The following is a 25,731-nucleotide window of genomic DNA, read 5'->3' as shown; positions in this document are numbered from 1 at the left end:
CTTCCGGGCACGGCAACGACCCTCAGCCGGCGCGCTCGCCACCACCCTTCGAGCGCAGCTTGCGGTCGTCGCGCAACTCGACGTAGGGCTCCCGATCGACCGGCCGGAGGCCGCCGCTGATCGCCCGCGCCCGCGCCAGCTCGGCATCGAGTTCCGCACCGAACAGGATCGCGATGTTGCTCAACCAGAGCCAGACCAGGAAGATGATCACCCCGGCCAGCGCCCCGTAGGTCTTGTTGTACGAGCCGAAGTTGCCGACGTAGAAGGCGAACAGGCCGGAGACCAGCAGCCAGATCAGCACGGCCAGCACCCCACCGGGGCTCACCCAGCGGAAGCCGCCCTGGCGCGCGTTCGGCGACGCCCAGTAGAGGATGGCGAACATCAGGCTGACCAGGAGCAGCAGCACCGGCCACTTGGCGATGTCCCACACCGCCACGGCCGTGCTCCCCACTCCCACCGCCGCGCCGACCTCCTCGGCGAAGCGTCCGGTGAAGACCACGATCACCGCACTGGCCAACAGCATCACACCGACCAGCGCGGTGACCCCCACCCGGATCGGCAGGGTCTTCCAGATCGGACGCCCCTCCGGCACGTCGTAGATCGAGTTGGAGGCGCGCATGAAGGCGGCGACGTATCCGGAGGCCGACCAGAAGGCGGCGAGCAGACCGATGATCGCGGTGATACCGGCCAACCCACCGTTCTGCTGGGCCTGCTCGATCGCGGCGTCGAGGATCTGGCGGATGTTCTCCTCGGGCACCGACTCCGCGACGGTGTCGCGTACCGTCCGGGTGGCCGCCGGACCCAGCAGGCCCAGCAACGAGACCAGCACCAGCAGGCCCGGGAAGATGGAGAGCACGCCATAGTAGGTGAGTGCCGCGGCCCAGTCGGCCAGGCTGTCGTCGCCGAACTCGCGCACCGTCCGGCGCGCCGCCGCCAACCACTCGCCACGCGACAACCGACCCGGATGCGCCGGTGTGTCACTGACCTCCTGCCCTACCGGCACCTGTTCGCGGTCGGCACCCGCCTCGCTCCGCCGCTCCGCACGGTCGCGGTCGGCACCCGCCTCGTCCGGCCGCCCCTCGGAGGCGGGGTCGGGACCCGGGCCACGACGGTCTGGACCGGAAGATTCCTCGGAGGCCATCGCCTCTCCCCTCGGCTCCGCTAGCGGTGATCGTTGAGGTCACATGCCCAGTGACCGACGTGAAGTAACCCGACAGTCCCGCCAGCCGACCCGGCTTCGCGTCGGCAGACCATCCGACGGTCGGCCGGCGCGGGCCGCCTCGGACGACCCCGGAGCCTTCCGGCGGGGCGGGAAACAGTCGACGCCGGCCCGGTTCCCCATACACGGAAAATGCGCCAACGTGGCTTTCCCTCGACGGGAGCAGGGCGAATGCGATCAATGCGCGAATGGTCTGGCAGCGCCCGCTGGGACCGACCGGCAGACCGGCGATCCACACCGGTGTCGCACCGCGTCGGCTTTCCGGTCGACGTCGACCACACGGCGACCCAGGCGGTTCGGGACGCCACCTACCGTACTCATGGATACGGAGAGTAGTTATCCGGGTCGGTTTTTCGCCGACCGACTCGGTCGCCACATGCCTGCTAACTCGATAAAACGGACAGTTCGCGCCACCCTCCCCGGCGACCTGAAACATCCTATCGGCACGTCCGGGCCAATCATGAATACGATTCTTGAATGTTCCTGTTACATGCGACGCGAAAGAATGTTAAGTCACGCAGCGAAGCGCTGCTCGACTATGCCCCCCAACGTGGAGTCAATTCGCGTATCGTCCCCCCTCGTGTCGGCTATCCGATTCACCGAAGATTCCGGACCTGAGCGTCGCGGCGGACACAGCCGCGTCGCGGAGGCGGAGACGCCCGCCGCCGGAACTGATCCGGTTCAGATCGATCCGATCGACGTCGCTGGGCGGTTCGAGGACGAGAAGCCGGGCCGGGTGCTGACCGGACCGGTCGCCCTCGCGCTGACCGCAGCCACCCTGGCGATCGGTCTGCTGGCCCTCTGGCAGGTGTTCCGGCCGCTCGCACAGGGCAGCAAGTACTACCTGATCTTCTTCCTGGCCGGCGTACTTCCGCTGGTCTTCCTCGCCTATCCGGCCGACCTGCGGCTGCCGCGCCGCCTGCGGGCACGCGCAGGTAGGGAACCGTCAGCGCCGACATCCCACCCGACCGAGCCCGCCCGGTCCGGGCCCAGCCGCGTCGACTGGCTGCTCGCCGCCGCGGCGCTGGCCGGCTGCCTGTACCCGGTGCTGCCGATCGCCCTGGCCGGCGGTGGCGGCGGCTACGACGCCTTCCTCGACCGGCAGGGGCTGCTGGTCGGGATGGACGTGGCGATGGGCACCGTCCTGCTGCTCCTGCTGCTGGAGGGCTGCCGACGCACCACCGGCTGGATCCTGCCCGCCGTCTGTCTGGTCTTCCTCGGCTACGGCTACTACGGCGGGCTGCTGCCGCAGACCTGGGCGGTGGCGCACGCCGGGCTGGACTTCGGGCAACTGGTCGACGCCTTCTACAACTCCGACAGCGGCTTCTACGGCACCCCGCTGGACGTGGCCGCCACGTACATCGTGCTGTTCACCATCTACGGGGCGGTGCTCGACCTCTCCGGCGCCGGCCGGTTCTTCGTGAACCTGTCCGCCGCGGCGTTCCGGCGCTCGCGCACCGCCGCCGGCCGTACGGCGGTGGCCTCCGGGTTCCTGCTCGGCACCGTCTCCGGCTCCGGGGCGGCCACGACCGTCAGCATCGGCGCGGTCACCTGGCCTATCCTGCGTCGCGCCGGATACCCGGCGGAGCGGGCCGGCGGGATGCTCGCCGCCGCCGGCGTCGGTGCCATCCTGTCCCCACCGACCCTCGGCGCGGCAGCTTTCATCATCGCCGAGTACCTCGGCGTGTCCTACCTCCAGGTACTCGGCTGGGCGGTGGTGCCGACCGTCCTCTACTACCTCGGCATCGTGCTCTCGGTGGAGATCGACGCGCGCCGCTCCGGGGTGCGGCCGGCGGCCCTCGCGGCCGTTTCCGCCTGGCGGCTGCTGGCCCGGTCCGGGTATCACTTCGCCTCCCTCTTCGCCATCGTCGGGTTGCTCGCCGTCGGGCTGTCGGCAACCCGTGCCGTGGTGCTGGCCACCGTCCTCGCGATCGCCCTGTCCTTCCTGGACCGGGCGCACCGGCTCACCCCGGCCCGGCTGGTCACCGCGCTCTCCAACGGCGTACGCGGAGTCCTCGCGGTCACCGTCGTCTGCGCGGCGGCCGGCGTCATCACCGCCACCACCACCAAGACCGGTCTCGGTCCGCAGGCCGCCGCGCTCCTGGTCGGCGCCGCGAGCACGGTCAGCTCCGAGCCGGCCGTGGTGCTCGCGCTGACCGCACTGCTCGCCGCCGTCGCGCTCAGCCTGCTCGGCCTGGCGGTCCCGGTGACCGCGTCGTTCGTGATCGGCTGGGTGATCATCGGGCCGGCCCTGCTGGACCTCGGGGTCAGCGCTCCCGCCGCCGCCATGTTCGTCTTCTATTTCGCGGTGCTGTCCGAGGTGTCGCCACCGACTGCGCTCGCCGCCGTCGCCGCCGCCGCGGTCACCGGCGGACGGCTGGTGCCGACCATGTGGCACACCCTGCGGTACGCGCTGCCGGCGTACCTGATTCCGCTGGCATTCGTGATCACCCCAACCGGGCTCGGCCTGCTCGGCATCGGCGGGCCCCGGCGCATCCTCATCGCAGCCGTCGTCACGGCCCTCGGGGTCGCGGTACTGGCGGTCGCGGCCGGCGGCTGGCTGCCCGGCGTCGGCCCGGCGGGCGTGCCGGAACGCGTGATCGGGGTGGCCGCCGGCCTGACGCTGCTCTGGCTGCAACCCGTGCCCGTCGCGATCGGTGCCGTGCTGGCCGGCGCCATGGCGGTGGGCGTGTTCATACGACGCGGATCCGCCGGTACCTCCGGCGGAACGCGAGCCGGATCACCGGCATGACCCAGGAAGGAGACACTGTGGGACGGATCAACGCGCGGCTCGTGGCCGGGGTGGGAGTCCTCACCCTCGCCGCCGCCGGCGCCGCCGGTTGCGGAGGCCGCCAGGACGCCGCGACCACGGACGACACCGCTAGCGCCGTCACCTGTGAGGTGGCCGAGAGCACCCGGGTGGGCATCGCCACCGGCAACGCCACGGGCGTCTACTACGTGGTCGGAAACGCCCTGGCCGGGCAGCTCGCGGACAGCACCGGCGGCCGGTTGACCGGCACCGCAGCCGAGACCGGAGCCTCGGTCCAGAACATCGAACAGCTCGTCGGCGGCCAGTACGACGTGGCCTTCTCACTGTTCGACACGGCCGTCAACGCGGTGGAGGGCAAGGACAGCTTCAGCGCACCGCAGCCGGTAGAGGCGCTGGCCCGGATCTACGACAACTACACCCAGGTGGTCGTCCGGGCCGATTCGGGGATCAACTCGGTGGCCGACATGCGCGGCAAGAAGATCTCGACGGGCTCCCCCAAGTCCGGCACCGAGGTCATCGCGAACCGGCTGCTGGAGGCCGCCGGCCTGAACCCGGCCGCGGACGTCCAGGCCCAACGACTCGATCTCACCAAGACCGTGGAAGGCGTCAAGGACGGCACCGTCGACGGCTTCTTCTGGTCCGGCGGCCTACCCACCGGCGGCCTGACCGACCTGTTCACCACCGCCGGCGACAAGGTGAAATTCATCGACATCACGCCGTTGCTGCCCAAGATGAGCGAACTGAACCCCGCGTACCAGGCCGGCACGATCGGCAAGGACGTGTACTCCACCGTGGCGGACACCCCGACCATCGTGGTCCCGAACGTGCTGCTCGTCCGCAAGGATCTCGACGCCGACGTGGCCTGCGCCATCACTCGGACCGTGTTCGAGAAGAAGGACGCGCTGGCCCAGGCCAATCCCGCTGCCAAGGGCATCGCCCTGGACACCGCCCGCAAGACCGACCCGGTCGGTCTGCACCGGGGCGCGGCCAAGGCGTTGCAGGACCTCGGCGCGAGCTGACCGACGGCGGCCGGGCCGGACGCCTGACACCCCGGCCCGGCCGCCCCGACCTCGGGAGACCCCCGTGCCGCTGTCCTCGCTGGCCCGCGTACGTCGGCACAGCCGACCGTCCGGCCACACCGGCCGACTCTGGTCGGTGCGTACCCAACTGCTCGCACCGATCCTGATCGCCACCGCCGGCCTGCTCGTGCTGGGGGCCATCCAGACCGGTGACGCCCTGGCCGCCTCCACCGACGCCGAACGGGCCCGGGTGCTGGCCGGCACCGCCACCGCCACCGTCTCGCTGGTGCACGAGCTGGAACGGGAACTCGGCGAGACGGCAGCGCTCCGCCAGCGCGGCGGGAGTTCCGGCCGCCAGTTGGTCGACGCCCAGCGGCGTCGGGTCGACGAGGCCAGCGAGCGTTACCGCACCGCCAGCTCCGACGCCCGCCGCACCGCGCCGGACCTCGGCCACGAGCTCGACGGCGTGACAGAACACCTCGACCAGCTCGACGAGGCCCGGATCGCCGCGCTCACCACCGACAATGTCGACGGGATGTACGTGGCGCTGGTGGAGTCGCTGCTCGCCGTCGCCGACGCGCTTCCCTCCCAGCTACGCGACCCCGAGCTGGCCAACCGCGCCCGCGAGGTGGCCGCCGTCGCTGCCCAGGAACACCTGGCGTCGCTGGAACGGGACCTACTCCGGGCCATCTTCGTCCGAGGTGAGCTGGTCGAGGGCGAACTCGCCCGACTGGGCCGGCTGCGCGGCGCGCAGGAGCAGCGGCAGGCCGAGTTCTCCCGGATCGCCGGGGAGAGCGCCACCAACGCGTACACCCGTCTGATCGCCGGCGGCGACGTCTCCACCGCCCGGCGGATGCGCGACAGCGCATTGAACGCCGACGCCGAGCCGGCCGCGCTGCCCGCCGACGGAGACGCCTGGTACGTCGCCCAGAGCGGTGCCATCCGCCGGTTCAACCTGCTCGGCCGGGAGCTTTCCGACAAGCTGGACCAGCGCGCCGCCGAGTTGGCGACGGAAGCCCGACAACGGGCGTTGGTCACCGGCGGCGCCAGCGCCGGCCTGGCGCTGGTCTCGCTGGCCAGCGCCGCGTTGCTGGCGGTACGCACCAGCCGCCGGCTGCGCCGGTTGCGGGTGGCGGCGCTGACCATGGCGCATCGGGAACTGCCCGAGCGCATCACCGCCATCGCGGCCGGCGACAGTGGTCCGACGGAGGGTGCCGCCTCGCAACTCACCGCGGGCATCAGCCGTGGACGCGACGAGATCGCGCAGGTGGCCGAAGCGTTCGACACCGTCAACCGGGCCGCGCTGCGGCTCGCCGGTGCGCAGGCCGAGCTGCGGATGGACGTGACCCGGATGGTCGAGGCGCTGGCCCGCCGGATCCGTACGCTGATCACCCGGCAGCTACGGCTGCTCGACGAGTTCGAGCAGGAAGAGACGGATCCGGACGCGTTGGCCCGGCTCTTCGCCCTCGACCATCTCGCCGCCCGGATGCGGCGCAACGGGGAGAACCTGCTGGTCCTGGCCGGCGGCGAGCCCGGACGTTCGCAGGACGGGCCGCATCTGGTCGCCGACGTCGTGCGCGGTGCCGCCTCCGAGATCGAGGAGTACGCCCGGGTAGAGATCGACGTGCCCACCGCCGGTGTGCACGGGTCGGCGGTCGGCAACCTGGTACACCTGCTGGCCGAGCTGCTGGAGAACGCCACCTCGTACTCTCCGCCGCACACCCCGGTGCAGGTGGACGGTCGACGTACCGTCGACGGGCTGACCCTGCGCGTACACGACCAGGGCATCGGCATCGGCGAGAACCGGCTGGCCGAGATCAACGAAAGGCTGCGCGCCCCGGCCGCGTTGTCCAGCGCGGCGGCCGGCCGCATGGGCCTGCACGTGGTGGCCCACCTGGCCGCCCGGCACGGCATCCAGGTGCGGCTGCACAGCGCCGGCGCCGGAACGGTCGCCCAGGTGGACGTACCGGAGTCGCTGCTGACCCGGATGGAGCAGCTCACCGGCCGTCCCAACGCCGTCGGGAAACCGGCGCCCCCGGCGGTGGGTGCCTGGTTCCGGCACCAGGGCGCTCCGGCGGTGGTGGGTGCCGCAGCAGGCCGGTTCGACGCGCACCGCGCCCCGACGATGACGCTGCCGGTGGTGGGCAACGGCGCAGCGGCCTGGTCACCCGAGCAGCCCGGTCAACCGCACTACCGAACGCCCGCACAGCCCGTCGGCGTCGCGCCGAACGGGCCGCCCGCGTCGGCCAACGGCGCATCGGCCTGGCGACCCGGCGTCCGTCCCGAGGAAGCCACTTCGGCCGGCCTGCCCCGGCGGGTACGCGGCGGCGACCTTCAGTCCGAACTGCACGACGTGCCGCCGCCGCAGCCCGCGCCGGACCTGCTCGACCCCGAGGTGGTACGGACCCGGCTGTCCGCTCTCTCCGCCGGGGTGGCGCACGCGATGCGACGTAACCAGCAGACGAACGGGAGACCCTAGATGATGCCCAACGGCAGCCCCGGCCTCGACTGGCTCCTGGCGAACTTCGCCGAGCAGGTACCGGACGTGTCGCACGCCCTCGCCGTCTCCGGGGACGGGCTGCGGCTGGCGGCCTCGCCGCACCTCTCGACCGACCAGGCGGACCAGCTCGCCGCCGTGATCAGCGGCCTGGCCAGCCTGACCGTCGGCGCTGCCCGGCTGATGTCCGCCGGCCGGGTCCGACAGCAAATCGTGGACATGGACGGCGGCGTTCTCCTGGTGATGTCGGTCGGTGACCGCGCCCTGCTCGGCGTGCTGGCCGCCGCCGGATGCGACCTGGGCCAGATCGGTTACGAAACGGCGACACTGGTCCAGCGGGTCGCCGAGGCGCTCGAACCGGCGGCCCGGAACTGGGCGGACCACCCCGGCGGAGTGCCGGCGTGAGTCGGGGGCGGCGGTTGGTGGTGGCGTGGCTGGCGGTCGCGCTTGTCAGCGCCTGCGGTGCCGAACGCGCCCCGGAGGCTCGGCCGTGGCACGACGGACGCATCTTCCTGGCCACCGGCAACACCACGGGGGTCTACTACCAACTGGGTGGCGGCTACGCCGATGTCATCACTCGCCAACTGCCCGGCTATGAGGCCCGGGCGGAACCGACCGGGGCCTCCGTCGAGAACATCACCCGGCTGGTCGACGGCGACATGGAGATCGCTTTCAGCCTCGCCGACACGGCGGCTGACGCCACCGCCGGCCGTGGCGCCTTCGAGGGTCGTCCGCAGCCGGTTCGGGCGCTGGCCCGGGTCTACAGCAACTACACCCACGTGATCGTCCGCGCCGACGCGCAGATCACCGACCTCGCGGGACTGCGCGGCAAACGGGTCTCCACCGGTTCACGGAAGTCCGGCACCGACGTCATCGCCGGTCGGCTGCTCACCGCCGCCGGCCTCGACCCGGAGCGGGACGTACGCCGAGCCCGGGTCTCGCTGCCGGAGACGGTGGCCCGGATGCGCGGCGGCACGCTCGACGCGATGTTCTTCTCCGGCGGGCTACCCACTCCGGGCATCGCCGACCTGCTGACCAACGCGCCCAACCGGTTCCGGCTGCTGCCGGTCGCCGACCTGATCGAGCCGCTGAGCGCCACGCACGGCTCGGTCTACACCACTGCCGAACTGCCCCGCGACACCTACGACACCCCCTCGGGCACCCCCACCGTGACGGTCCCCAACGTGATTCTGGTCAGCGCGGAGATGCCCGACGACCTGGCGTACAGCCTGACCCGTCTGCTCTTCACGTATCAGGCCGACCTGGCCGTCGCCCACCCCGAGGCACGCAACTTCGACCGCGAGTCGGCCGCCACCACCGACCCGATCCCCCTGCACCCCGGCGCCGCCCGCTACTACCAGGGCGCCTGACCCGCTCCCCGCTCCTGGGATCTTGGACATTTTCCGTTAGGCATGCCGTCGGCCACGACGATGCCCGTGGGCGCCGGCGCCGTGGGGTGGGCGGCCACCGCGGTCGGTGCTGCGCTCAGCAGCAGGGCGCCGGACACGCCGACGCTGAGAAGTGCGAGATGGCGGGGGCGACGCACACGCGTCTCCCTTCGGTCGGGCTGGCGGCCGGGTCTCGGCACGGACCAATCGCGAAGATCCATTCGTCGCCATGCTAGGTCCGGGTGGGTGTCGCGTTGATTCCTTCGGGTGGCCGCGGCCCCCCGTTTCCCGACCCGGGGCGGCGGCGGTAATCGAATCGACGTCGAACCGGGTAGCGGGTCGAAACCTGGTGGAAAACGTTGTCATGGCGGGAGAAAAAACCCTCGCCGCGGTCTCCCGGAAATCCGCTACCCGGGCCTATGATCTTGCAACATGTCGCCCAAGAGGCGTCATTTATCCACATGAGACAGGAGCGAAATGCTCAGGAAAACACGCTGGCTGTTGGCCGTCGCGGTCACGGCCACGGCGTTGACCGCCGTACCGGGCGGCACCGCCACGGCCGGCCCCGGCGGTATCGCCGGCACCGACACACCCCGCACCTCCGCCGACGGGAAGACGCACACCGTCACCTTGCTGAGCGGGGACGTGGTGACCGTGCGGAGCACCGGCGACCGATGCCCGCAGGCCACGATCCGACCGGCCGAGGCGAACGGGGTGATCCGGCAGAGCTGCGGCCCCGACGGTCACCTGCACGTCATCCCGGCCCGCGTCGCGTCCCAGATCGGCTCGGTCCTCGACCCGGACCTCTTCGACGTCACCGCGCTGATCGCCGACGGGTACGACGACGAGTCCACCGCCGAGCTGCCGGTCATCGTGCAGCCCGCCACCGCCTCCGCCCGGGTGGCCGCGCTCGCCGACGTGCAGACGCTGTCCAGCATCGGCGCGGTGGCCGGACACCTACCCAAGAAGAACCCGGCCACCGCGAAGCTCGCGACGAACTCGCTGCTCGCCGGCGCGAAGAAGGTCTGGCTCGACCGCAAGGTCCGTGCCGCCGCCCTGCCCGCCAGTGCGAAACCCGCCGGCCTGGACCGCAACCTCGCCCAGATCGACGCTCCCGACGCCTGGAAGGCCGGCTACACCGGCCGGGGCGCGCGGGTCGCGGTGCTCGACACCGGTGCCGACTTCACCCACCCCGACCTGGCCGGCCGGGTTGTCGACCGGGCCGACTTCACCATCGACGGCGGGGACGCCGTCGACCACAACGGCCACGGTACGCACGTCGCGTCGACAATCGCCGGAACCGGCGCCGCCGCCCACGGCCAGCGTCGCGGCGTGGCGCCGGACGCCAGGCTGGTGATCGGCAAGGTCCTCGACGACCACGGGTACGGCACCGACTCCGGCATCATCGCCGCCATGGAGTGGGCCGCCACCCGCGCCGACGTCATCAACATGAGCCTCGGCGGCAGCGAGGCCGACGACGGCAGCGATCCGCTCTCGCTCGCCGTCGACGCCCTGAGCAAGCAGACCGGCACGCTCTTCGTCATCGCGGCCGGCAACAGCGGCGCGCAGATCTCCTCGCCCGGCTCGGCCGCCAGCGCGCTCACCGTCGGCGCCGTCGACCGCGACGACAAGCTCGCCGACTTCTCCAGCCGGGGACCGCTGGTGAACAACCACGCGGCCAAGCCGGAGGTGGTCGCGCCGGGCGTCGACATCGTCGCGGCCCGCGCCGCCGGCACCAACCTGCAGACCCCGATCGACAGGTACTACGAGGCCATCAGCGGCACGTCGATGGCCGCCCCGCACGTGGCGGGCGCCGCCGCGCTGCTCGTGCAGCGGCACCCTGACTGGACCGGCGAGAAGATCAAGGCTGCCCTGGTCGGCGCGTCCGACCCGCTGACCGGCATCGACCCGTACGCCATTGGAGCCGGCCGCCTGAACGCGGCCCGGGCCCTCGGTGGCCCGACCACTGACCAGCCGGTGGTCAACCTCGACACGTTCGCGTACCCGCAGTCCGGCACCAGCGAGACGGCGCTGAGCTGGACCGGCGGGTCCACCCCGGCTACCAGAGTCCTCGACCTCGACGTGTCGATCGTCAACCACGACGGCCAGCCCGTGCCGCGTCGCGCGGCATCGCTGTCGACGACCCGGGTGACCCTCAAGCGGGGCGCGACGGCGGGCGCGACGCTGCGGATCAACCGCGCGGCGCTGGCCAACCGGCCGGGCTTCTACCTGGCCACCGTCACCGCCCGCACCGGCCGTAACCTGGTCGCGTCCACCCCGGTGAGCTTCTACGTCGAGCAGCCCAGCTACGACCTGACGATCCGCACCAAGCCGCTGCCCGGCCTGCGCGACGGTGCGGACACCTGGATCAACCTCTCGGTCAGCAACCTCACCGACCCGCTGCTGTTCTACGGCGGGGCCGGCGGCACGCCCGGCGACACCTTCACTCTGCGGGTACCGGCCGGCCGGTACTCGGTGCTCGGCACCGCGATCGCCTACTACGTGGACAGCGACGTGCAGGAGACGACGCTCACCGCGGCGGGGGACCTGGACGTGCGCGGCGCCCGGAGCGTGACCCTCGACCCGGCGCAGGCCCGGCCGGTCACCGCGACCGTCGACGGGGTCGCCACCAAGCCCACCCGCGTCGAGGTCACCAACCTCCAGACGGCGGTGAACGGCCTGTCGTGGTGGCACCAGATCAGCGGGTTCGGGGTGGCGACGGCAATCCGCAGCACGGCGATCCCGAAGCCGACCATCGGATCGCGGCGCACCTGGGCGGCTGTCAACCTGGACTCGCCGGCTGGAACCGCGCAGCCGTACCGCTACAACCTCGTGCACGAGTACGCCACCGGCGTGCCGGCCGACCCGTCGTTCCGGGTGACCCGGGCGGAGCAGGCCCGGTTGGCCCGCCTCGACGAGCGGTTCCACCAGACCGACTCGCCGCAGATGTACACCCAACTGGTCCGCTTGGGCGACACTCCCGACGGGGTGCCGGTGGCCCAGACCTACGAGGGCCCCATGCCGCCGCACCGGACGTCGTACCTCTCTCCGGAGATCGTCTGGGCCGACCAGGGCGCCTACGGCGGGCTGCCGGCCATGGAGGCACCGCACCGGTACCTGCCGGGCAGCCGGCAGTCGAAGGTCTGGGCACGCCAGCCGTTGCACTCAGACTGGTACGACGACCCGGCCGGCGCGGGCCGGAGCTGTGCCAGCGCACCGGCCCGCACCCGGGGCAACCTGCACCTCGACATGGTGTCGCTGACCGACCAGCACCAGCGCGCCGACTGCCTGCAGGGCGAGGCGATCGGCGTGCGGCGCACGCTGTCACTGCACCGCGACGGGAAGCTCGTCGAGCAGCGGCAGGGTCCGTTCGGGGACTTCTCGGTGCCGCAGGCGATGGCCGACTACCGGGTGACCCTCGACGTCGACACGAGCCTGATCCTGCCGATCTCCACGAAGGTCAGCACGTCGTGGACGTTCCGGTCCGCCGGGCCGGACGGGACCGGCAGCGTGCCGCTGCCACTGCTCGCGGTCGACTACGCCCTGCCGATGGACCACGACAACCACCCGGTCGCTGGAACGGCCGAGCTGGCCGTCCGACAGGCGCACGGTGTGCGGGCGCAGCGGGTGACGTCGGTGCAGGTCTGGGCCTCCACCGACGACGGCGCCAGCTGGGCGGCGGTCCGGGTCATCGGCAGCGGTGACGCCTACCGGTTCGAGCTGCCGAAGGCCGCCTCCGGGCAGGCCGTCTCGCTGCGGGTGAAGGCCGCCGCCAACGGCGGCAGCGGCATCGAGCAGACCATCATCCGGGCGTACCACGCCGGCTGACGGTCAGCCGCGCAGGTGCGGTCCGGCTCCGGCCGGGCCGCACCTGCGGGCGTTACCGGCTCCCGGACCGCCTTCGGGTCAAGCAACGCGGACGAACTCAGCCCTCGAGACCGCCTCAGCTGCGGGAGCGCGGCAGGCAGTCCTTCTTGTACTTGAGGCCCGAGCCGCACCAGCACGCGTCGTTGCGCTCCGGCGGCCAGGGCACCCGCGCGCTGGGTCGGGCCGACACCTCGGCCGCGTACCCGCGCGCACCGCCGCGTCGGCCGGGTCGCCGTCACGTCGATCGGCGAACGCGCGCAGACCGGCCACTGTCGCTCGGAACACGCCCAGCCCGGTCCGGCCGGCACTCGTCAGGCGGACCAGCCCCTTCTCCAGCCGGGCGCGGTGCGCGTCCCAGTCCGGCCCGTACACGTCGGTCAGCTCGGGATGCTCGGCGAGCAGCCGGTCGAACTCGTCCCGCAGAGCAGCAGATCCGACGCGCCGCCCTGGCGCTCCGCCGCCCGACGGACGAGCTGGTCCTCCAGCCGGTCGGCCAGATCGTCCTACCGGTCGTGCGGCAGGTTGTGGTCCCGGCGTACCCGGTGACGCTGTTGCGCAGGAGGAAGAGCACACCGGGCGCGTCCGGCGTGCCGAGATCCGCCGCGGGGTCGGCCGGCGGCGTCCAGCGCGCCAAATGCCGCCCCAGCCCACAGCGCGCATCGCCCACAGCGCGCACCGCCCCACACGGGCGCACCGCCAAGGGCCGGCAGGAGCGTGAGCTACTTGTAGAGCAGGCGACCCATCCGGCGGGAGGCGATGAGCAGGCCGGCTGCGAGCACCGCGAGCAGGTAGAGCATGTCGAGCGTCCAGCTCCAGCCGCCGGTGTCGACGGTAAGCGTGCGGATCAGGTGCACCGCCCGGTAGAGCGGAGTCACCTCGACCAGCCAGCGCAGCACCGTCGGGTACGCCTCGGCGGGCACGAAGGTGCCGGAGAACAGGAACAGCACGAACTGCCCCGAACTCATCAGGTCGAAATCCTGCCAGCTGCGCATGAACGTGGAGATCGCCATGCCGAGCGCGCCGAACGCGAAGCCGACCAGCACCGCCGCCGGGAACGCGGCGAGCGCGCGGGCGGGCGCGGTCAGGTCCATCACCACCATCACCACGAGGAACGCGGCCGAGTACGCGCTGCCCCGCAGCATCGCCCAGGCCAACTCGCCGAGGGCGATCTCGAACGGCTGCACCGGGGTGGCGATCACCCCGTCGTACAGCTTCATGTACTTCATCTTCCCGAAGAAGTTGAAGGTGGTCTCCGCCAGCGCGCCGGTCATCGCGGACGAGGCGAGCATGGCCGGGGCGACGAAGGCGGCGTACGAGACGACCGTGCCGCCGGGCAGCGTCAGGTCGCCGATCAGCGCACCCACTCCGACGCCGATGGACAGCAGGTAGAGCAGCGGCTCGACGAAACCGGAGACGAGCAGCAGCCAGTAGACGGATCTCAGGGCCGCGACGTTCCGCTCGGTGACCGACGCGGACCGCCGCGACGCGGCCGAGACGTCGACCAGCCGGGGCAGCACCAGAGCGACCATGACCTTCTCCTAGACGACGAGCCGGCGGGCGAGGACGCGGCGGGCGAGCAGCCACCCCCCGGCCGCCCAGGCGGCCAGGTAACCCAGGTGGCCGGCGATCGACCAGTACGGGGTGACGCCGAGCACCGCCGCCCGGCACAGGTCCACGGCATGCCAGAGCGGCGTGACGTATGCGAGCCAGCGCAGCACCGGCGGCAGCGACTCGACCGGGAAGAACACCCCAGCGAACAGGGTCATCGGGATCACCGCGAAGCGGAACAGCATGGCGAGCCAACTGTCCGAGTCGACCGACGCCGCGTACGCGAAGGTGGGTGCGGCGACGGCCAGCGCGAGCAGTACCGCCACCGGCACCGCCAGCACCGCCCAGGGCGAGCGCAACGCCCCCAGCAACCCGGTCACCAGAAGAAACGCGATGACGGAGGTCAACACCCGGAACAGCACGAACGCCAGGTGGCCGGCGAGGATGTCGGCCACCCGCAGCGGCGACGAGCGCTGCCCGAAGTAGATCTTCTGCCACTGGAGGTTGCCGAAAACCGGCCACGTCGACTCGCCGATCGCCACCTGCAACGCGGTCGACGCGAGTAGCCCGCCGACGATCCACTGCAGGTAGGAGACGCCGCCGACGCCCTGGTCGATGTACGCCCCGACGCCCACCCCGAACCCGAGCACGGTGAGCGTGGGCAGCAGGAAAGACGAGAAGGCACCGGCCCGCCAGGTGCGCCGGTAACCCACCAGGTGGTATTCGAGCACCCGCAGCGCCGGCACCCGTGGCAGGGCGGGTCGGTCCCGGGTCGGTTGTGCCGTCACGGCAGCCCCTTCCAGCAAGTCCTGGCTCAGTCGACGAGGGTGCGGCCGGTGAGATGTAGGAACACGTCCTCCAGGCTGCCGCGTCGGACCAGCACGTTGGTCGGGTGCAGACCGATCGCGGTCACCTCGGCCACCGCCGCGTCACCGTCGGGCACGTAGACCAGGACCCGGTCGGGCAGTACCTCGACGCGTTCCCCCAGCGCGTCCAGCTTGCCGGCGAACGCCTCCTGCGACTCGGCGGCGAACCGCAGCTCGACCACCTCGCGGGTGGCATGCTGCTCGATGAGCGCGCGCGGTGACCCCTCGGCGACGATCCGGCCGCCGTCCATCACCACCAGCCGGTCGCAAAGCTGCTCGGCCTCGTCCATGTAGTGCGTGGTGAGCACCAGCGTGACGCCCTGCTGCTTGAGCCGGAACAGCCGTTCCCAGACCAGGTGCCGGGCCTGCGGGTCGAGACCGGTGGTCGGCTCGTCGAGCAGCACGATGTCCGGCTCGTTGACCAGCGCGCGGGCGATGGTGAGCCGGCGCTTCATACCACCGGAGAGCGGCTCGACCTTGCTGTCCGCCCGGTCGCCGAGCTGCACGAAGTCGAGCAGCTCGGTGGCCCGGGCCCGGGCCACCCGGCGTGGGATGCCGAAGTAGCGGGCGTACGTCGTCAGGTTCTCCCGGACGGTCAGCTCGGGGTCGAGGTTGTCGAGCTGTGGACAGACGCCGAGCCGAGCCCGGATGGCTGGCCCATCCCGCACCGGATCCATGCCCAGGATGCGCAGCTGCCCGCCGCTGGGCGGCGAGGTGCAGCCGACCATCCGCATGGTGGACGACTTGCCGGCACCGTTGGGGCCGAGGAAGCCGAACGCCTCACCGGCGCTGACCTCCACGTCGATGCCGTCGACGGCAATGAAGTCGCCGAACCGCTTCACCAGCCCCCGTGCCTGAATGAGTGGTTGCCCCGTGGTCACCCCACGGACCCTAGACACCCGGCCCGACACTTCCCACCGCATTTACGCGCCGATCATGGAGTTGTGGCACCGAACAAGCCGGACATTCGCCAGATTTCCGGTGCCATAAGTGCATGATCGCGGGGACAGGGGACTGTCAGAGGTCGGCGGGGGTGGTGGCGGTGCGGGCGGCGGCGACGAGGCGGTCGGTTTCGGCGAGGACGTCGGAGGCGTCGGTGGGGGTGCCGGGATCGTAGTGGACCATCCAGGTCAGACCGTCGCTGCCAGGCACCCGGCGACCGACGACCCGACCGGACCCGCCGGGCAGGGCATGGTGCTGGGTGTACGCGACCGAGCGGGTGACCCGGGTGCGTACCTGGTCCGGCAGGTCACCCGGATCGAGCAGCAGGTACCGCTCGGCCGGCAACTCGGCGACCACCAGGTAGCCGTCCCGTTCGGCGACCTGCTCGCCCGGCGTCACGGTCAGTTCCCGGCCCGACCAGACGGCCTTGACGACGTCGTGCCAGCCGATCCGGTGCCCCCGGCCGGGCAGCCAGAGCCCGAGGTTGGTGGCGACCACCACCCCGTCGCCCTCGCCGGCGGCGGCCCAGGCCAGCACCCGTTCGTCGCGCTCCAACGGTGGCCGGTCGGCCAATGGGAGCTTCGGCCGGCGGCGGAACAGTGGCATCTTTACAACCCTCCCGCCGCCTGCTCGCGCAGGGCACGGGCGTGCTGCTCCAGCGAGAGCAGCTCACCGAAGGCGGCGAAGTACTCGTCCTTGTTGTTCACCGGATTGATCCGCTGGATCCGGGACTTCAGCTCCCGGATCCGTGCGGTGACCGACCCCCACTGCACCTGCGCCATGGTGATCGAGACGTAGCGGGGGTCCGGTTCGCCGTCGATCCGCAGTGGTTCCACGGCCAGCTCACCGACCAGGGCCTGGGCGGCGAGATCCCCGCAGGCGTCGCGTACCGCTTCGATCCACACCGCGCCGCCGGCCGCCGAGGCGACCCCGCCGGCCGCGGCGACCGCCGCCCGCACGGCCACGTGCACCGGATGCCGGTAGTCGGTGGCCTCGACCGCGTCGAACATCGGACCGGCCAGCACCGGCTCCTGGAGGGCCAGCTTCAGCGCCTCCCGCTCGACCATCGACTGCGGGCTGTCCACGCTCGGCTCGGCCCGGGCGGGCCGCGAAGCCGGTGCGTCCCCCGGTCGTCCCGAGGCGGCGGTCAGCACCGCCCGCTGCACCGGCTCGATCTCCATGCCGAGGTCGCCGGCGAGCTTGCGGACGTACTCCGGGCGCTTCTCCCGGTCCTTGAGCTTCGCCACCAGGGGCGCGGCACGCCGCATCGCCTCGACCCGACCATCGACGGTGTCCAGGTCGTACCGGCCGATCACGTGACGCAGCGCGAAGTCGACAAGCGGCTCGCGGCGGGCGACCAGGTCGCGCACGGCCAGGTCGCCCTTTGCCAGCCGCAGCTCGCACGGGTCCATGCTGTCGGGGCTGACCGCGATGAAGGTACGCCCGACGAAGCGCTGATCGTCGTCGAAGGCGCGCAGCGCGGCCTTCTGCCCGGCCGCGTCCCCGTCGAAGGTGAAGATGATCTCGCCAGCGACGGCGTCGGTGTCCAGCAGCAGCCGGCGCAGTACGCCGATGTGGTCGGCGCCGAAGGCGGTGCCGCAGGTCGCCACGGCGGTCGGTACGCCGGCCAGGTGGCAGGCCATCACGTCGGTGTAGCCCTCGACCACCACCACCCGGCCCTGCTTGGCGATCTCCCGTTTGGCCTGGTCGATGCCGTACAACACGTGGGACTTCTTGTAGATCGGCGTCTCGGGGGTGTTCAGGTACTTCGGGCCGTCGTCGTCGGCGAAGAGTTTGCGCGCACCGAGGCCGATCACGTCACCGGTCAGGTCACGGATCGGCCAGAGCAGCCGGCGGCGGAACCGGTCGATCAGGCTGCCGGAGCGGGCCGGGCGGGACAGCCCGGCGGTGACCAGTTCGTCGTGGCTGAAGCCACGCTGACGCAGATGCTTGGTGAGCAGATCCCATCCGTCGGGGGCGAAGCCACAGCCGTACCGCTGCGCGGCGGCCCGGTCGAAGCCGCGCTCGGCCAGGAACTCCCGGGCGGGACGGGCACCGGCCGTGGCCAGCTGCGCGCTGTAGAACTCGACGGCGGCGGCGTGCGCGGCCACCAGCCGCTGCTTCTGCCCCTGCTGCGGGCGGTTGGGGCGAGGTGCGGACCGGTCGTCCTCCAGGTACCGCAGTTGCAGGCCAGCGCGGGCGGCGAGCCGCTCCACCGCCTCGACGAAGCTGAGGTGCTCGGCGTCCATCAGGAACTTGATGGCGTCGCCGCCGGCACCACAACCGAAGCAGTACCAGACGTTGCGGGCGGGCGAGACGTTGAACGACGGGCTCTTCTCGTCGTGGAACGGGCACAGCCCCTTGAGGTTGCCGCCGCCAGCCGACTTGAGCGTCACGGTGTCGGAGATGATCTCGGCGATGGACGTACGCTCGCGGACCAGCGCGATGTCCTCGTCCCGGATCCGCCCCGCCATACCCGCCACCTCCTCGACCTACATCCTGCCCTGCCCGACCACGGCGCGCGGAACGGCCCCTTGGTGACGTCCCCGACAGCGGATGCACCCTTGCCGACACCATCGACGCGGGGCGCGAACACCGACGCCGCGCCGTTCCGCCACGGAGGCGGGACGGCGCGGCGGGCGGGTAGGACCGGTCAGCTCGTGCCGTCGTGCTCCGAGAATCCGGCTGATCGCACCTTGGAGTCGACTTTCGGCCGTTCCGGGGCGCGTTGGGGTGCCACCTAGCCGGTTATCGGCTCGATGGTCAACCGAGCGGCACGGGAACGCGGCCCTGTTCGTCGGCCTCGACCTGGCGGTTCCAGTCGGGCTTGGTGGCCCGCCAGCCCTCGTCGTCCAGGCCCTTTCGCCAGTAGCCGGAGATGGACAACCACTCGCGGGGCACCGACCGCTCCACTCGCAGCAACCGGCGCAACTGGCGGACGAAGGAAGCCTCACCGTGCACGAAGGCGTGCACCGTGCCGGGCGGAAACTCCAGCTCACGCACCGCGGCCACCAACGCCTCACCCACCGGGCGCACGCCCCGGTGCAGCCAGGTCAGCCGCACCGCGCCGGGGCTGGGCAGCGGCTGTTCGTCGGCCGGGCCGTCGACCTCGACGAAGACGTACGCGGGCGCACCGACGGGCAGCCGGGCCAGGGCGGCAGCGATCGCCGGCAGGGCGCTCTCGTCGCCGACCAGCAGGTGCCAGTCGGCCGCCGGGCTCGGCGCGTACGCCCCACCCGGGCCGACGAACAGCACCTCGTCACCGGGGCGCAGCGCCTCGGCCCACGGGCCGGCCAGCCCCTCGTCACCGTGGTGCACCACGTCGACGGTCAGCTCCCCCGCCGTCGGGTCCCAGGCGCGGACCGTGTACGCCCGCAGCCGGGGCCACTGGTCGCGCGGCAGGTCGCGACGAATGGTGGCGAGATCGAGCGGACGCGGGTGGTCCACACCGGCGACCGGAAAGACGATCTTGATGTAGTGGTCGGTGAACTCGCCGACCGGCAGGCCGGCCAGCTCCTCCCCGCCGAGCACCAACCGGACCACGTGCGGGGTGGGCCGCGAGGCGCGCAGTACGCGGGCGGAGGTGACCTTCTTCGAGCGATCCGTCATTCGGTTAGGCTAACCTAACTCGCGGCGTGCCGTTCGCCCCGGTCCGATGTCAGCTGATCAGACGATCATGCCAGGCCAGGGCAGCGGGGTCGGTCAGCGACGCCACCTGGTCGATCACCACCCGCAGGCGGGCTCCGTCGTCGGGTGCGTCCCGCCACAGCGGAGCGAAGACCGGATCGAGGGCTTCCGGCGCCCGCGCGGTCAGGGTTGCCACCAGCTCAGCGATGATCTCCCGCTGCCGCTGGTAGCGACCCTGGGCGCCGGGCCGGCGCATCACGTAGCGCAGGGCGATCCCCTTGAGCAGCGCGCACCGGGCCCGCAACGGCCGGGGTACGACAAGGTCGGCCGCGTACCGTCGATGCGGTCCCGGGCCGAAGCGTTCGGTGGTGGCGGGGACCGCGGTCGCCACGAACCGACCGGTCAACACGCTGGTGGTGGCCTTGAGCGCGGCCTGGGCCCGATGGCTGCCGTCGTAGCCGGCCAACGGGACGAGCACCGGGTCGGCGAGCAGTCCGGTCAGCGCCTCGTCGAGGTAGTCGGGCGACTCGGTCGAGTAGACGGCGGCGACGTCGGCGCAGAGCGCGGCCCGCTCGTGCGGGTCGGCGAGCAGTGGCTCCAGCGTGAGGTAACCGCCGTGGATGCCGTCCTCGACGTCGTGCACCGAGTACGCCACGTCGTCGGCCCAGTCCATCACCTGCGCCTCCAGGCACCGCCGCTCACCGGCCGGGGAGCCCTGCCGCAGCCAGACGAAGGCGGGCAGGTCGTCGGGGTACACCCCGAACTTGCGCTGGCCGGGCCGGCGGGTCCACGGGTACTTGCCGACCGCGTCCAGCGAGGCACGGGTCAGGTTCAGCCCGGCGGACGTCCCGTCCGGGCCGTACACCTTGGCCTCCAGCCGGGTCAACACCCGCAGGGTCTGGGCGTTGCCCTCGAATCCACCGCAGTCGGCGGCCAGCTCGTCGAGCGCGGCCTCGCCGTTGTGACCGAACGGCGGATGCCCGAGGTCGTGGGCCAGCCCGGCGGTGTCCACCACGTCCGGATCACAGCCCAGCCGGGCACCCACCTCCCGGGCGATCTGGGCCACCTCCAGCGAGTGGGTGAGCCGGGTACGCAGAAAGTCGTCGGTACCGGCCGTGTGCACCTGGGTCTTCGCGGCCAGCCGGCGGAACGCCGCCGAGTGCAGCACCCGGGCCCGGTCCCGTTCGTACGGGGACCGGCCGTGCTCCGGGTCCTTGACCGGCTCCGCGACCCGACGCGCCGCGTCCGGCTCACCGGACCCAGCGCTCAATCCCCACGCTGCCGCAGTACGCAGAACTCGTTGCCCTCCGGGTCGGCCAGCACCGTCCAGTCGTCGCCGTCCTGGCCGATGTCGACGTGCCGGGCACCCATGTCGACCAGCCGTTCCACCTCGGCTTCCCGGTCGGTCGGGCGCAGGTCGAGGTGCAGCCGGTTCTTTCGCTCCTTGACGCCAATCACCGGCACGAACACGATGCCGGGCAGTCGATCAGCGCTCTGCCGGATCTCCACCTCGTCGGGTCGCTCCTCGACCACCTGGTACCCGAGCGCCTCGGCCCACCAGCGGGCCAGCCGCCCCGGATCACGGGCGTCGACGGTCAGGCTCTCCCACACGGCGGTCATGCGGGCACCGCCACCGCGACACCGACAGCCTGCGACAACTCGGTACGCGATCCCATCCGGCCACCCCTTCGCGAAACGACGGTCCACGAGCGAAGTCAGGTTACGCCCGAGGGCTCGGTTCGGCGCGCCGACAACGCGTCCAGGGCGGGTCCACATCCTCCGATCAGACGAGAGTTGCCACCCGATTGCCGACGGTAACGGGATCGCACTCATCGACATCCACAGGTAGCGTCGCCATAGCGGAACGTCACCTGTTGCGGCGATACACGACCGGTGGGAGAGACACGCTCGTGAACGCGGAAACGATGATGGGTACCGAGCTCAGAGGGATGCGCCGACGCCGTCCCGAGATCGCCGGCACGGTGCTTGCCGGCACTGACGGCCTGCTCATCTCCAGCGATCTGCCCACGACCGACGCCACTCACCTGGCGGCGCTCGCCGCAGCCAGCTTCGGCCTCGGGCATCGGATGGCAGCCACCGTGCGGCAGGGCGAGTTCCACGAGTCCGTGGTGCACAGCGCCGCCGGCTGCGTGGTCACCTTTCCGGCCGGTCGGGACGCCCTGCTGACCCTGGTCGCCGCGCCGGGGGCGGATCTGGCGGCGCTGCGCGAGGAAGCCCGAGGGGTGGTCCGGCGTACCGGCCCGGCCCTGGCCGCCTGCCGCCAACCGACGCTGCTGCCGCACCAGACGGATCCGCACGCCCCGCTGGCGGTGCGCACCCCGATGGCCACGATGCCGAACCAACGCCCCCGCCGCGCGCAGTCCATCACCTGGCGTCGCCCCCCGATCTGACCGCCCCGCGCCGCTAGCGCACCGCCCCGCCCGCACCGTGCCCGCACCGCGACCGTGAGACAGCAACATCGGGGATGTTGCTGTCTCACGGTCGTTCGACACAGCAATATCCCCGATGTTGCTCGCCTCACCGTGCGACGCAGCACGGCACGACGCAGCACGGCACGACGCAGCACGGCACGACGCAACACGGCACGACGCAACACGGCACGACGCAGCACGGCACGACGGGTGCGGGGCTCGCCCGGGCGAGGCGAGCCGCTGGTCAGCGGCTGTCCGAGCCGCTGGTTACCACTGCCGCGCGGCCGGCCTCCAGCCGCGCTACCGGCACCCGGAACGGCGAGCAGGAGACGTAGTCCAGCCCGACGGAGTGGAAGAAGTGCACCGAGTCGGGGTCACCGCCGTGTTCGCCGCAGACCCCGAGCTTGAGCCCCGGGCGGGCCGCCCGCCCCTCCTCGGCGGCGATGCGAACGAGCCGACCGATCCCGTCGGCGTCGATGGACTCGAACGGTGAGATGCCGAAGATGCCCAGCTCCAGGTAGCGCCAGAAGAATGCCCCCTCCACGTCGTCCCGGGAGAAGCCCCAACCCATCTGGGTCAGGTCGTTGGTGCCGAAGGAGAAGAACTCGGCGGCCTCGGCGATCTGCCCGGCGGTCAACGCCGCCCGGGGCACCTCGATCATCGTGCCGATCAGCACGTCGACGTCGCTGCCGCCGACCACGTCGGCGATGATCCGTTCGGCCTCGGCGCGTACCGTCTCCAGTTCCTGGACCGCACCGACCAGCGGGACCATGATCTCCGGGCAGGGGCGTACGCCCTGGCGGGTGCACTCCACGGCCGCCTCGGTGATGGCCCGGACCTGCATCGCGAACAGTCCGGGGATGACCAGGCCCAGGCGTACCCCGCGCAGCCCGAGCATCGGGTTCTCCTCGTGCATCCGGCGCACCGCCGCCAGCAACGCCTCCTGCTTGGCGACGTCTTCGCCGCGTTCCTGGGCGACCGCCACGTTGACCGCGAGCTGTTCCAGCGGCGGCAGGAACTCGTGCAGCGGCGGGTCGATCAACCGGACGGTGACCGGCAGGCCGTCCATCTCCCGGAAGATCTCCACGAAGTCGACCCGCTGCAACGGCAGCAGCGCGGCGAGCGCGTCCTCCCGCTCGGCGGGGTCGCCGGCCAGGATCAGCCGCTCCACCAGCTCACGCCGGTCACCGAGGAACATGTGCTCGGTGCGGCAAAGCCCGATGCCCTCGGCGCCGAAGCGCCGGGCCCGGGCCGCGTCGGCGGCGGTGTCGGCGTTGGTACGCACCGCCAGCCGCCGGCTGGCATCCGCGTGCGACATGATCCGGTGTACCGCCTCGATCAGAGCATCGTCCGTGGTCGCCGGGTCGAGTTCCCCCTCGAAGTACCGCACCACCTCGGACGGGCTGACCGGCACCTCGCCCAGGTACACCTTGCCGGTGGTGCCGTCGATGGAGACGACGTCGCCCTCGGTGACCGTGTGTCCGGCAACGGCGAACCGCCGCTTCGGCACGTCGATGTCCAGGTCGTCGGCGCCCGAGACGCAGGTCTTGCCCATTCCCCGGGCCACCACCGCGGCGTGACTGGTCTTGCCGCCCCGCGAGGTGAGGATGCCCCTGGCGGCGATCATGCCGTTCAGGTCGTCCGGGTTGGTCTCCCGGCGGACCAGGATGACGGCCTCGCCCTCGGCGGCCAACTCGACCGCGCGGGCCGAGGTGAAGACCACCTTGCCGACCGCCGCGCCCGGCGACGCGCCGATGCCGGTGGCGACCGGCTGGAACTCGTGGTCGAGCTGGAAGCGCGGGAACATCAGCTGGGCCAGTTGTGCGCCATTGACCCGGTGCAGGGCCTCGCCGAGGTCGATCAGGCCCTCGTCGACGAGCTGGCCGGCGATGACGAACGCGGCGGCGGCGGTGCGCTTGCCGACCCGGGTCTGGAGCATCCACAGCTTGCCGCGCTCGATGGTGAACTCGATGTCACACAGATCCTGGTAGTGCCGCTCCAGCCGGGCCATGTAGTCGAGCAGTTCGTCGTAGGAATCCTTGTCGATCCGCTCCAACTCCTGCAACGGCACCGTGTTGCGGATGCCGGCGACGACGTCCTCGCCCTGCGCGTTGGCCAGGTAGTCGCCGTAGATGCCCTGGGCGCCGCTGGCCGGGTCGCGGGTGAAGGCGACGCCGGTGCCGGAGTCGGGACCGAGGTTGCCGAAAACCATCGCCACCACGTTGACGGCGGTGCCGAGGTCAGCCGGAATGCGCTCCTGCCGGCGGTAGACCACCGCCCGCTCGGCGTTCCACGAGTCGAACACCGCGCGGACCGCCAGGTCCAGCTGCTCGCGCGGCTCCTGCGGGAACTCCCGCCCGGTGTGCTTCGTGAAGATCTCCTTGTACGCGTTGACGAGCCCACGCAGGTCGTCCGCGTCCAGGTCCAGGTCGAGGTCGGTGCCCTTGGCCCGCTTGGCGTCGTCGAGCGCGTGCTCGAACTCCTCGCCCGGCACGTCGCAGACGGTCTTGCCGAACATCTGGATCAGCCGCCGGTAGGAGTCCCAGGCGAACCTGTCCGCGCCGCCGGAGGCGGCCTGGTCGGTCGCGCCGCCGGAGGCGGCCTGGTCGGTCGCGCCACCGGCCTGCCGGGCCAGTCCTTCGACGCTGCGGTCGTTGAGACCGACGTTGAGCACGGTCTCCATCATTCCGGGCATCGAGAACTTCGCCCCGGAGCGTACGGAGACCAGCAGCGGGTCGTCCGGGTCGCCGAGCCGCCGGCCCATCTCGCGCTCCAGCGCCGTCAGGTGCGCGCTGATCTGGTCGGCCAGCCCGGCCGGTTCCGCACCCGTGTCGAGGTACGCCTTGCACGCCTCGGTGGTGATGGTGAAGCCGGGCGGCACCGGCAGGCCGAGATTGGTCATCTCGGCCAGGTTCGCCCCCTTGCCACCGAGGAGATCCTTGAGATCCTTGTTGCCCTCGGCGAAGTCGTAGACGTACTTGTGCTCAGCCGTCTCTTGCGCTGCCACCAGTGCCTCCCACGCGCCCGAATTGACACTTAACGAAGGTTAAGTTCTGATACCCCGAATCCATCGGCCGGCAATCCGGGGAGTCGTGCCGGTCGGTGGGCGAAGGCTAAGCGAACAACGAGCGGCTCGGGAGCATTCGGTGATAATGGGCACAGCAATCACGAATGTTCGCGATCAGCACGGCTTTTGGGAACGATTCCACGCGCACATTCACGCAATTGCCGACCCCCTCGTATCCTTGACCGCACGCTCCGTCACCACTCCGCACCATTGCCACAACCACCGCGAATACACCCCCTCGGGAGTCCTCGTGTCCGCCGCAGCCAGCACCGCACCGGAACCACTCGACCCGCCCCACCTCGCCGCCGTCCCCGCACCGTCCGAAGCGACCCCCGCCCCGGAGGCGCAGACCGCCACAGCGGATCAGCACGCCGCAGGTGGCGGGACCGCCGCCGGGGCCGACACGGCGGCGCGTGCCGACGACGCGGCACCGGCGAACGCCACCGTCGGGGCCGAGACGGCCGCACCGGCGAACGCCACCGTCGGGGC

At 71.6% G+C, this 25,731-nt stretch carries 18 protein-coding genes and 2 pseudogenes; 8 read left to right on the top strand and 12 right to left on the bottom strand.

Annotated elements, in window-relative coordinates; all coding sequences use genetic code 11:
• Positions 1–22 precede the first annotated feature (22 nt).
• Positions 23–1,141 (bottom strand): YihY/virulence factor BrkB family protein, encoded by a 1,119-nt coding sequence (locus AC2CHE_RS20635; protein ID WP_484506524.1) that lies wholly within the window; start codon positions 1,139–1,141, stop codon positions 23–25.
• A 658-nt stretch (positions 1,142–1,799) separates the two neighbouring features.
• On the opposite strand from AC2CHE_RS20635, the gene AC2CHE_RS20630 reads away from it, so the two are divergent.
• The 6 genes from AC2CHE_RS20630 (at position 1,800) to AC2CHE_RS20605 (ending at position 12,721) form a co-directional block, all read left to right on the top strand.
• Positions 1,800–3,971: a TRAP transporter permease gene (locus AC2CHE_RS20630; protein ID WP_484506523.1), complete on the top strand. Its 2,172-nt coding sequence runs from the start codon at positions 1,800–1,802 to the stop codon at positions 3,969–3,971.
• A gap of 17 nt (positions 3,972–3,988) precedes the next feature.
• Positions 3,989–5,008, top strand: a complete 1,020-nt coding sequence (locus AC2CHE_RS20625; RefSeq protein WP_484506522.1) for a TAXI family TRAP transporter solute-binding subunit — start codon at positions 3,989–3,991, stop codon at positions 5,006–5,008.
• A gap of 64 nt (positions 5,009–5,072) precedes the next feature.
• A complete protein-coding gene (locus tag AC2CHE_RS20620) occupies positions 5,073–7,487 on the top strand; it encodes a sensor histidine kinase (protein ID WP_484506521.1) in 2,415 nt (804 codons plus the stop codon).
• Complete coding sequence (locus AC2CHE_RS20615) at positions 7,488–7,910, top strand: roadblock/LC7 domain-containing protein (RefSeq protein ID WP_484506520.1); 423 nt, start codon at positions 7,488–7,490, stop codon at positions 7,908–7,910.
• A complete protein-coding gene (locus AC2CHE_RS20610; RefSeq protein ID WP_484506519.1) occupies positions 7,907–8,875 on the top strand; it encodes a TAXI family TRAP transporter solute-binding subunit in 969 nt (322 codons plus the stop codon). Before AC2CHE_RS20615 ends, AC2CHE_RS20610 begins: the two co-directional genes overlap by 4 nt.
• A gap of 495 nt (positions 8,876–9,370) precedes the next feature.
• A complete protein-coding gene (locus AC2CHE_RS20605) occupies positions 9,371–12,721 on the top strand; it encodes a S8 family serine peptidase (protein WP_484506518.1) in 3,351 nt (1,116 codons plus the stop codon).
• 115 nt (positions 12,722–12,836) lie between these two features.
• Here the strand turns inward: AC2CHE_RS20605 and AC2CHE_RS20600 are convergent, their stop codons facing one another.
• From AC2CHE_RS20600 to AC2CHE_RS20560, 9 genes are all read right to left on the bottom strand, one after another.
• The gene (locus AC2CHE_RS20600) at positions 12,837–12,926 is read right to left on the bottom strand and encodes an SEC-C metal-binding domain-containing protein (RefSeq protein WP_484506531.1); all 90 of its coding nucleotides are present in this window, start codon (positions 12,924–12,926) and stop codon (positions 12,837–12,839) included.
• 553 nt (positions 12,927–13,479) lie between these two features.
• Complete coding sequence (locus AC2CHE_RS20595; RefSeq protein WP_484506517.1) at positions 13,480–14,289, bottom strand: ABC transporter permease; 810 nt, start codon at positions 14,287–14,289, stop codon at positions 13,480–13,482.
• A 9-nt stretch (positions 14,290–14,298) separates the two neighbouring features.
• On the bottom strand, positions 14,299–15,096 hold the full coding sequence (locus tag AC2CHE_RS20590; protein WP_484506516.1) for an ABC transporter permease: 798 nt from the start codon (positions 15,094–15,096) through the stop codon (positions 14,299–14,301).
• Between the two features lie 26 nt (positions 15,097–15,122).
• Positions 15,123–16,055 (bottom strand): ABC transporter ATP-binding protein, encoded by a 933-nt coding sequence (locus AC2CHE_RS20585; protein ID WP_484506515.1) that lies wholly within the window; start codon positions 16,053–16,055, stop codon positions 15,123–15,125.
• 136 nt (positions 16,056–16,191) lie between these two features.
• Positions 16,192–16,722, bottom strand: a complete 531-nt coding sequence (locus AC2CHE_RS20580; protein ID WP_484506514.1) for a hypothetical protein — start codon at positions 16,720–16,722, stop codon at positions 16,192–16,194.
• Between the two features lie 2 nt (positions 16,723–16,724).
• Entirely contained in the window at positions 16,725–18,590 is a 1,866-nt protein-coding gene (gene dnaG / locus AC2CHE_RS20575; protein ID WP_484506513.1) for a DNA primase, read from the bottom strand.
• 289 nt (positions 18,591–18,879) lie between these two features.
• On the bottom strand, positions 18,880–19,725 hold the full coding sequence (locus AC2CHE_RS20570; RefSeq protein WP_484506512.1) for a siderophore-interacting protein: 846 nt from the start codon (positions 19,723–19,725) through the stop codon (positions 18,880–18,882).
• A gap of 49 nt (positions 19,726–19,774) precedes the next feature.
• Positions 19,775–21,013: a deoxyguanosinetriphosphate triphosphohydrolase gene (locus tag AC2CHE_RS20565; RefSeq protein WP_484506511.1), complete on the bottom strand. Its 1,239-nt coding sequence runs from the start codon at positions 21,011–21,013 to the stop codon at positions 19,775–19,777.
• Positions 21,010–21,363 carry a VOC family protein gene (locus AC2CHE_RS20560; RefSeq protein ID WP_484506510.1) on the bottom strand — a complete coding sequence of 118 codons (354 nt, stop codon included), beginning with the start codon at positions 21,361–21,363 and terminating at the stop codon, positions 21,010–21,012. Before AC2CHE_RS20560 ends, AC2CHE_RS20565 begins: the two co-directional genes overlap by 4 nt.
• 308 nt (positions 21,364–21,671) lie before the next feature.
• Between AC2CHE_RS20560 and AC2CHE_RS20555 the strand changes: the two genes are divergently transcribed.
• Complete coding sequence (locus AC2CHE_RS20555) at positions 21,672–22,154, top strand: roadblock/LC7 domain-containing protein (RefSeq protein ID WP_484506509.1); 483 nt, start codon at positions 21,672–21,674, stop codon at positions 22,152–22,154.
• Between the two features lie 146 nt (positions 22,155–22,300).
• Here the strand turns inward: AC2CHE_RS20555 and AC2CHE_RS20550 are convergent.
• A pseudogene (locus AC2CHE_RS20550) lies at positions 22,301–22,375 on the bottom strand (pentapeptide repeat-containing protein); the annotation flags it as partial.
• Positions 22,376–22,419: 44 nt separating this feature from the next.
• Entirely contained in the window at positions 22,420–25,182 is a 2,763-nt protein-coding gene (ppdK, locus tag AC2CHE_RS20545; protein ID WP_484506508.1) for a pyruvate, phosphate dikinase, read from the bottom strand.
• Positions 25,183–25,492: 310 nt separating this feature from the next.
• Here ppdK and AC2CHE_RS20540 point away from each other — a divergent pair.
• Positions 25,493–25,731: pseudogene (locus tag AC2CHE_RS20540) on the top strand (hypothetical protein); the annotation flags it as partial.

The sequence above is a fragment of the Micromonospora sp. ATLC16 genome (assembly GCF_057196645.1).
This window is presented reverse-complemented; position numbering and strand designations above follow the sequence as displayed.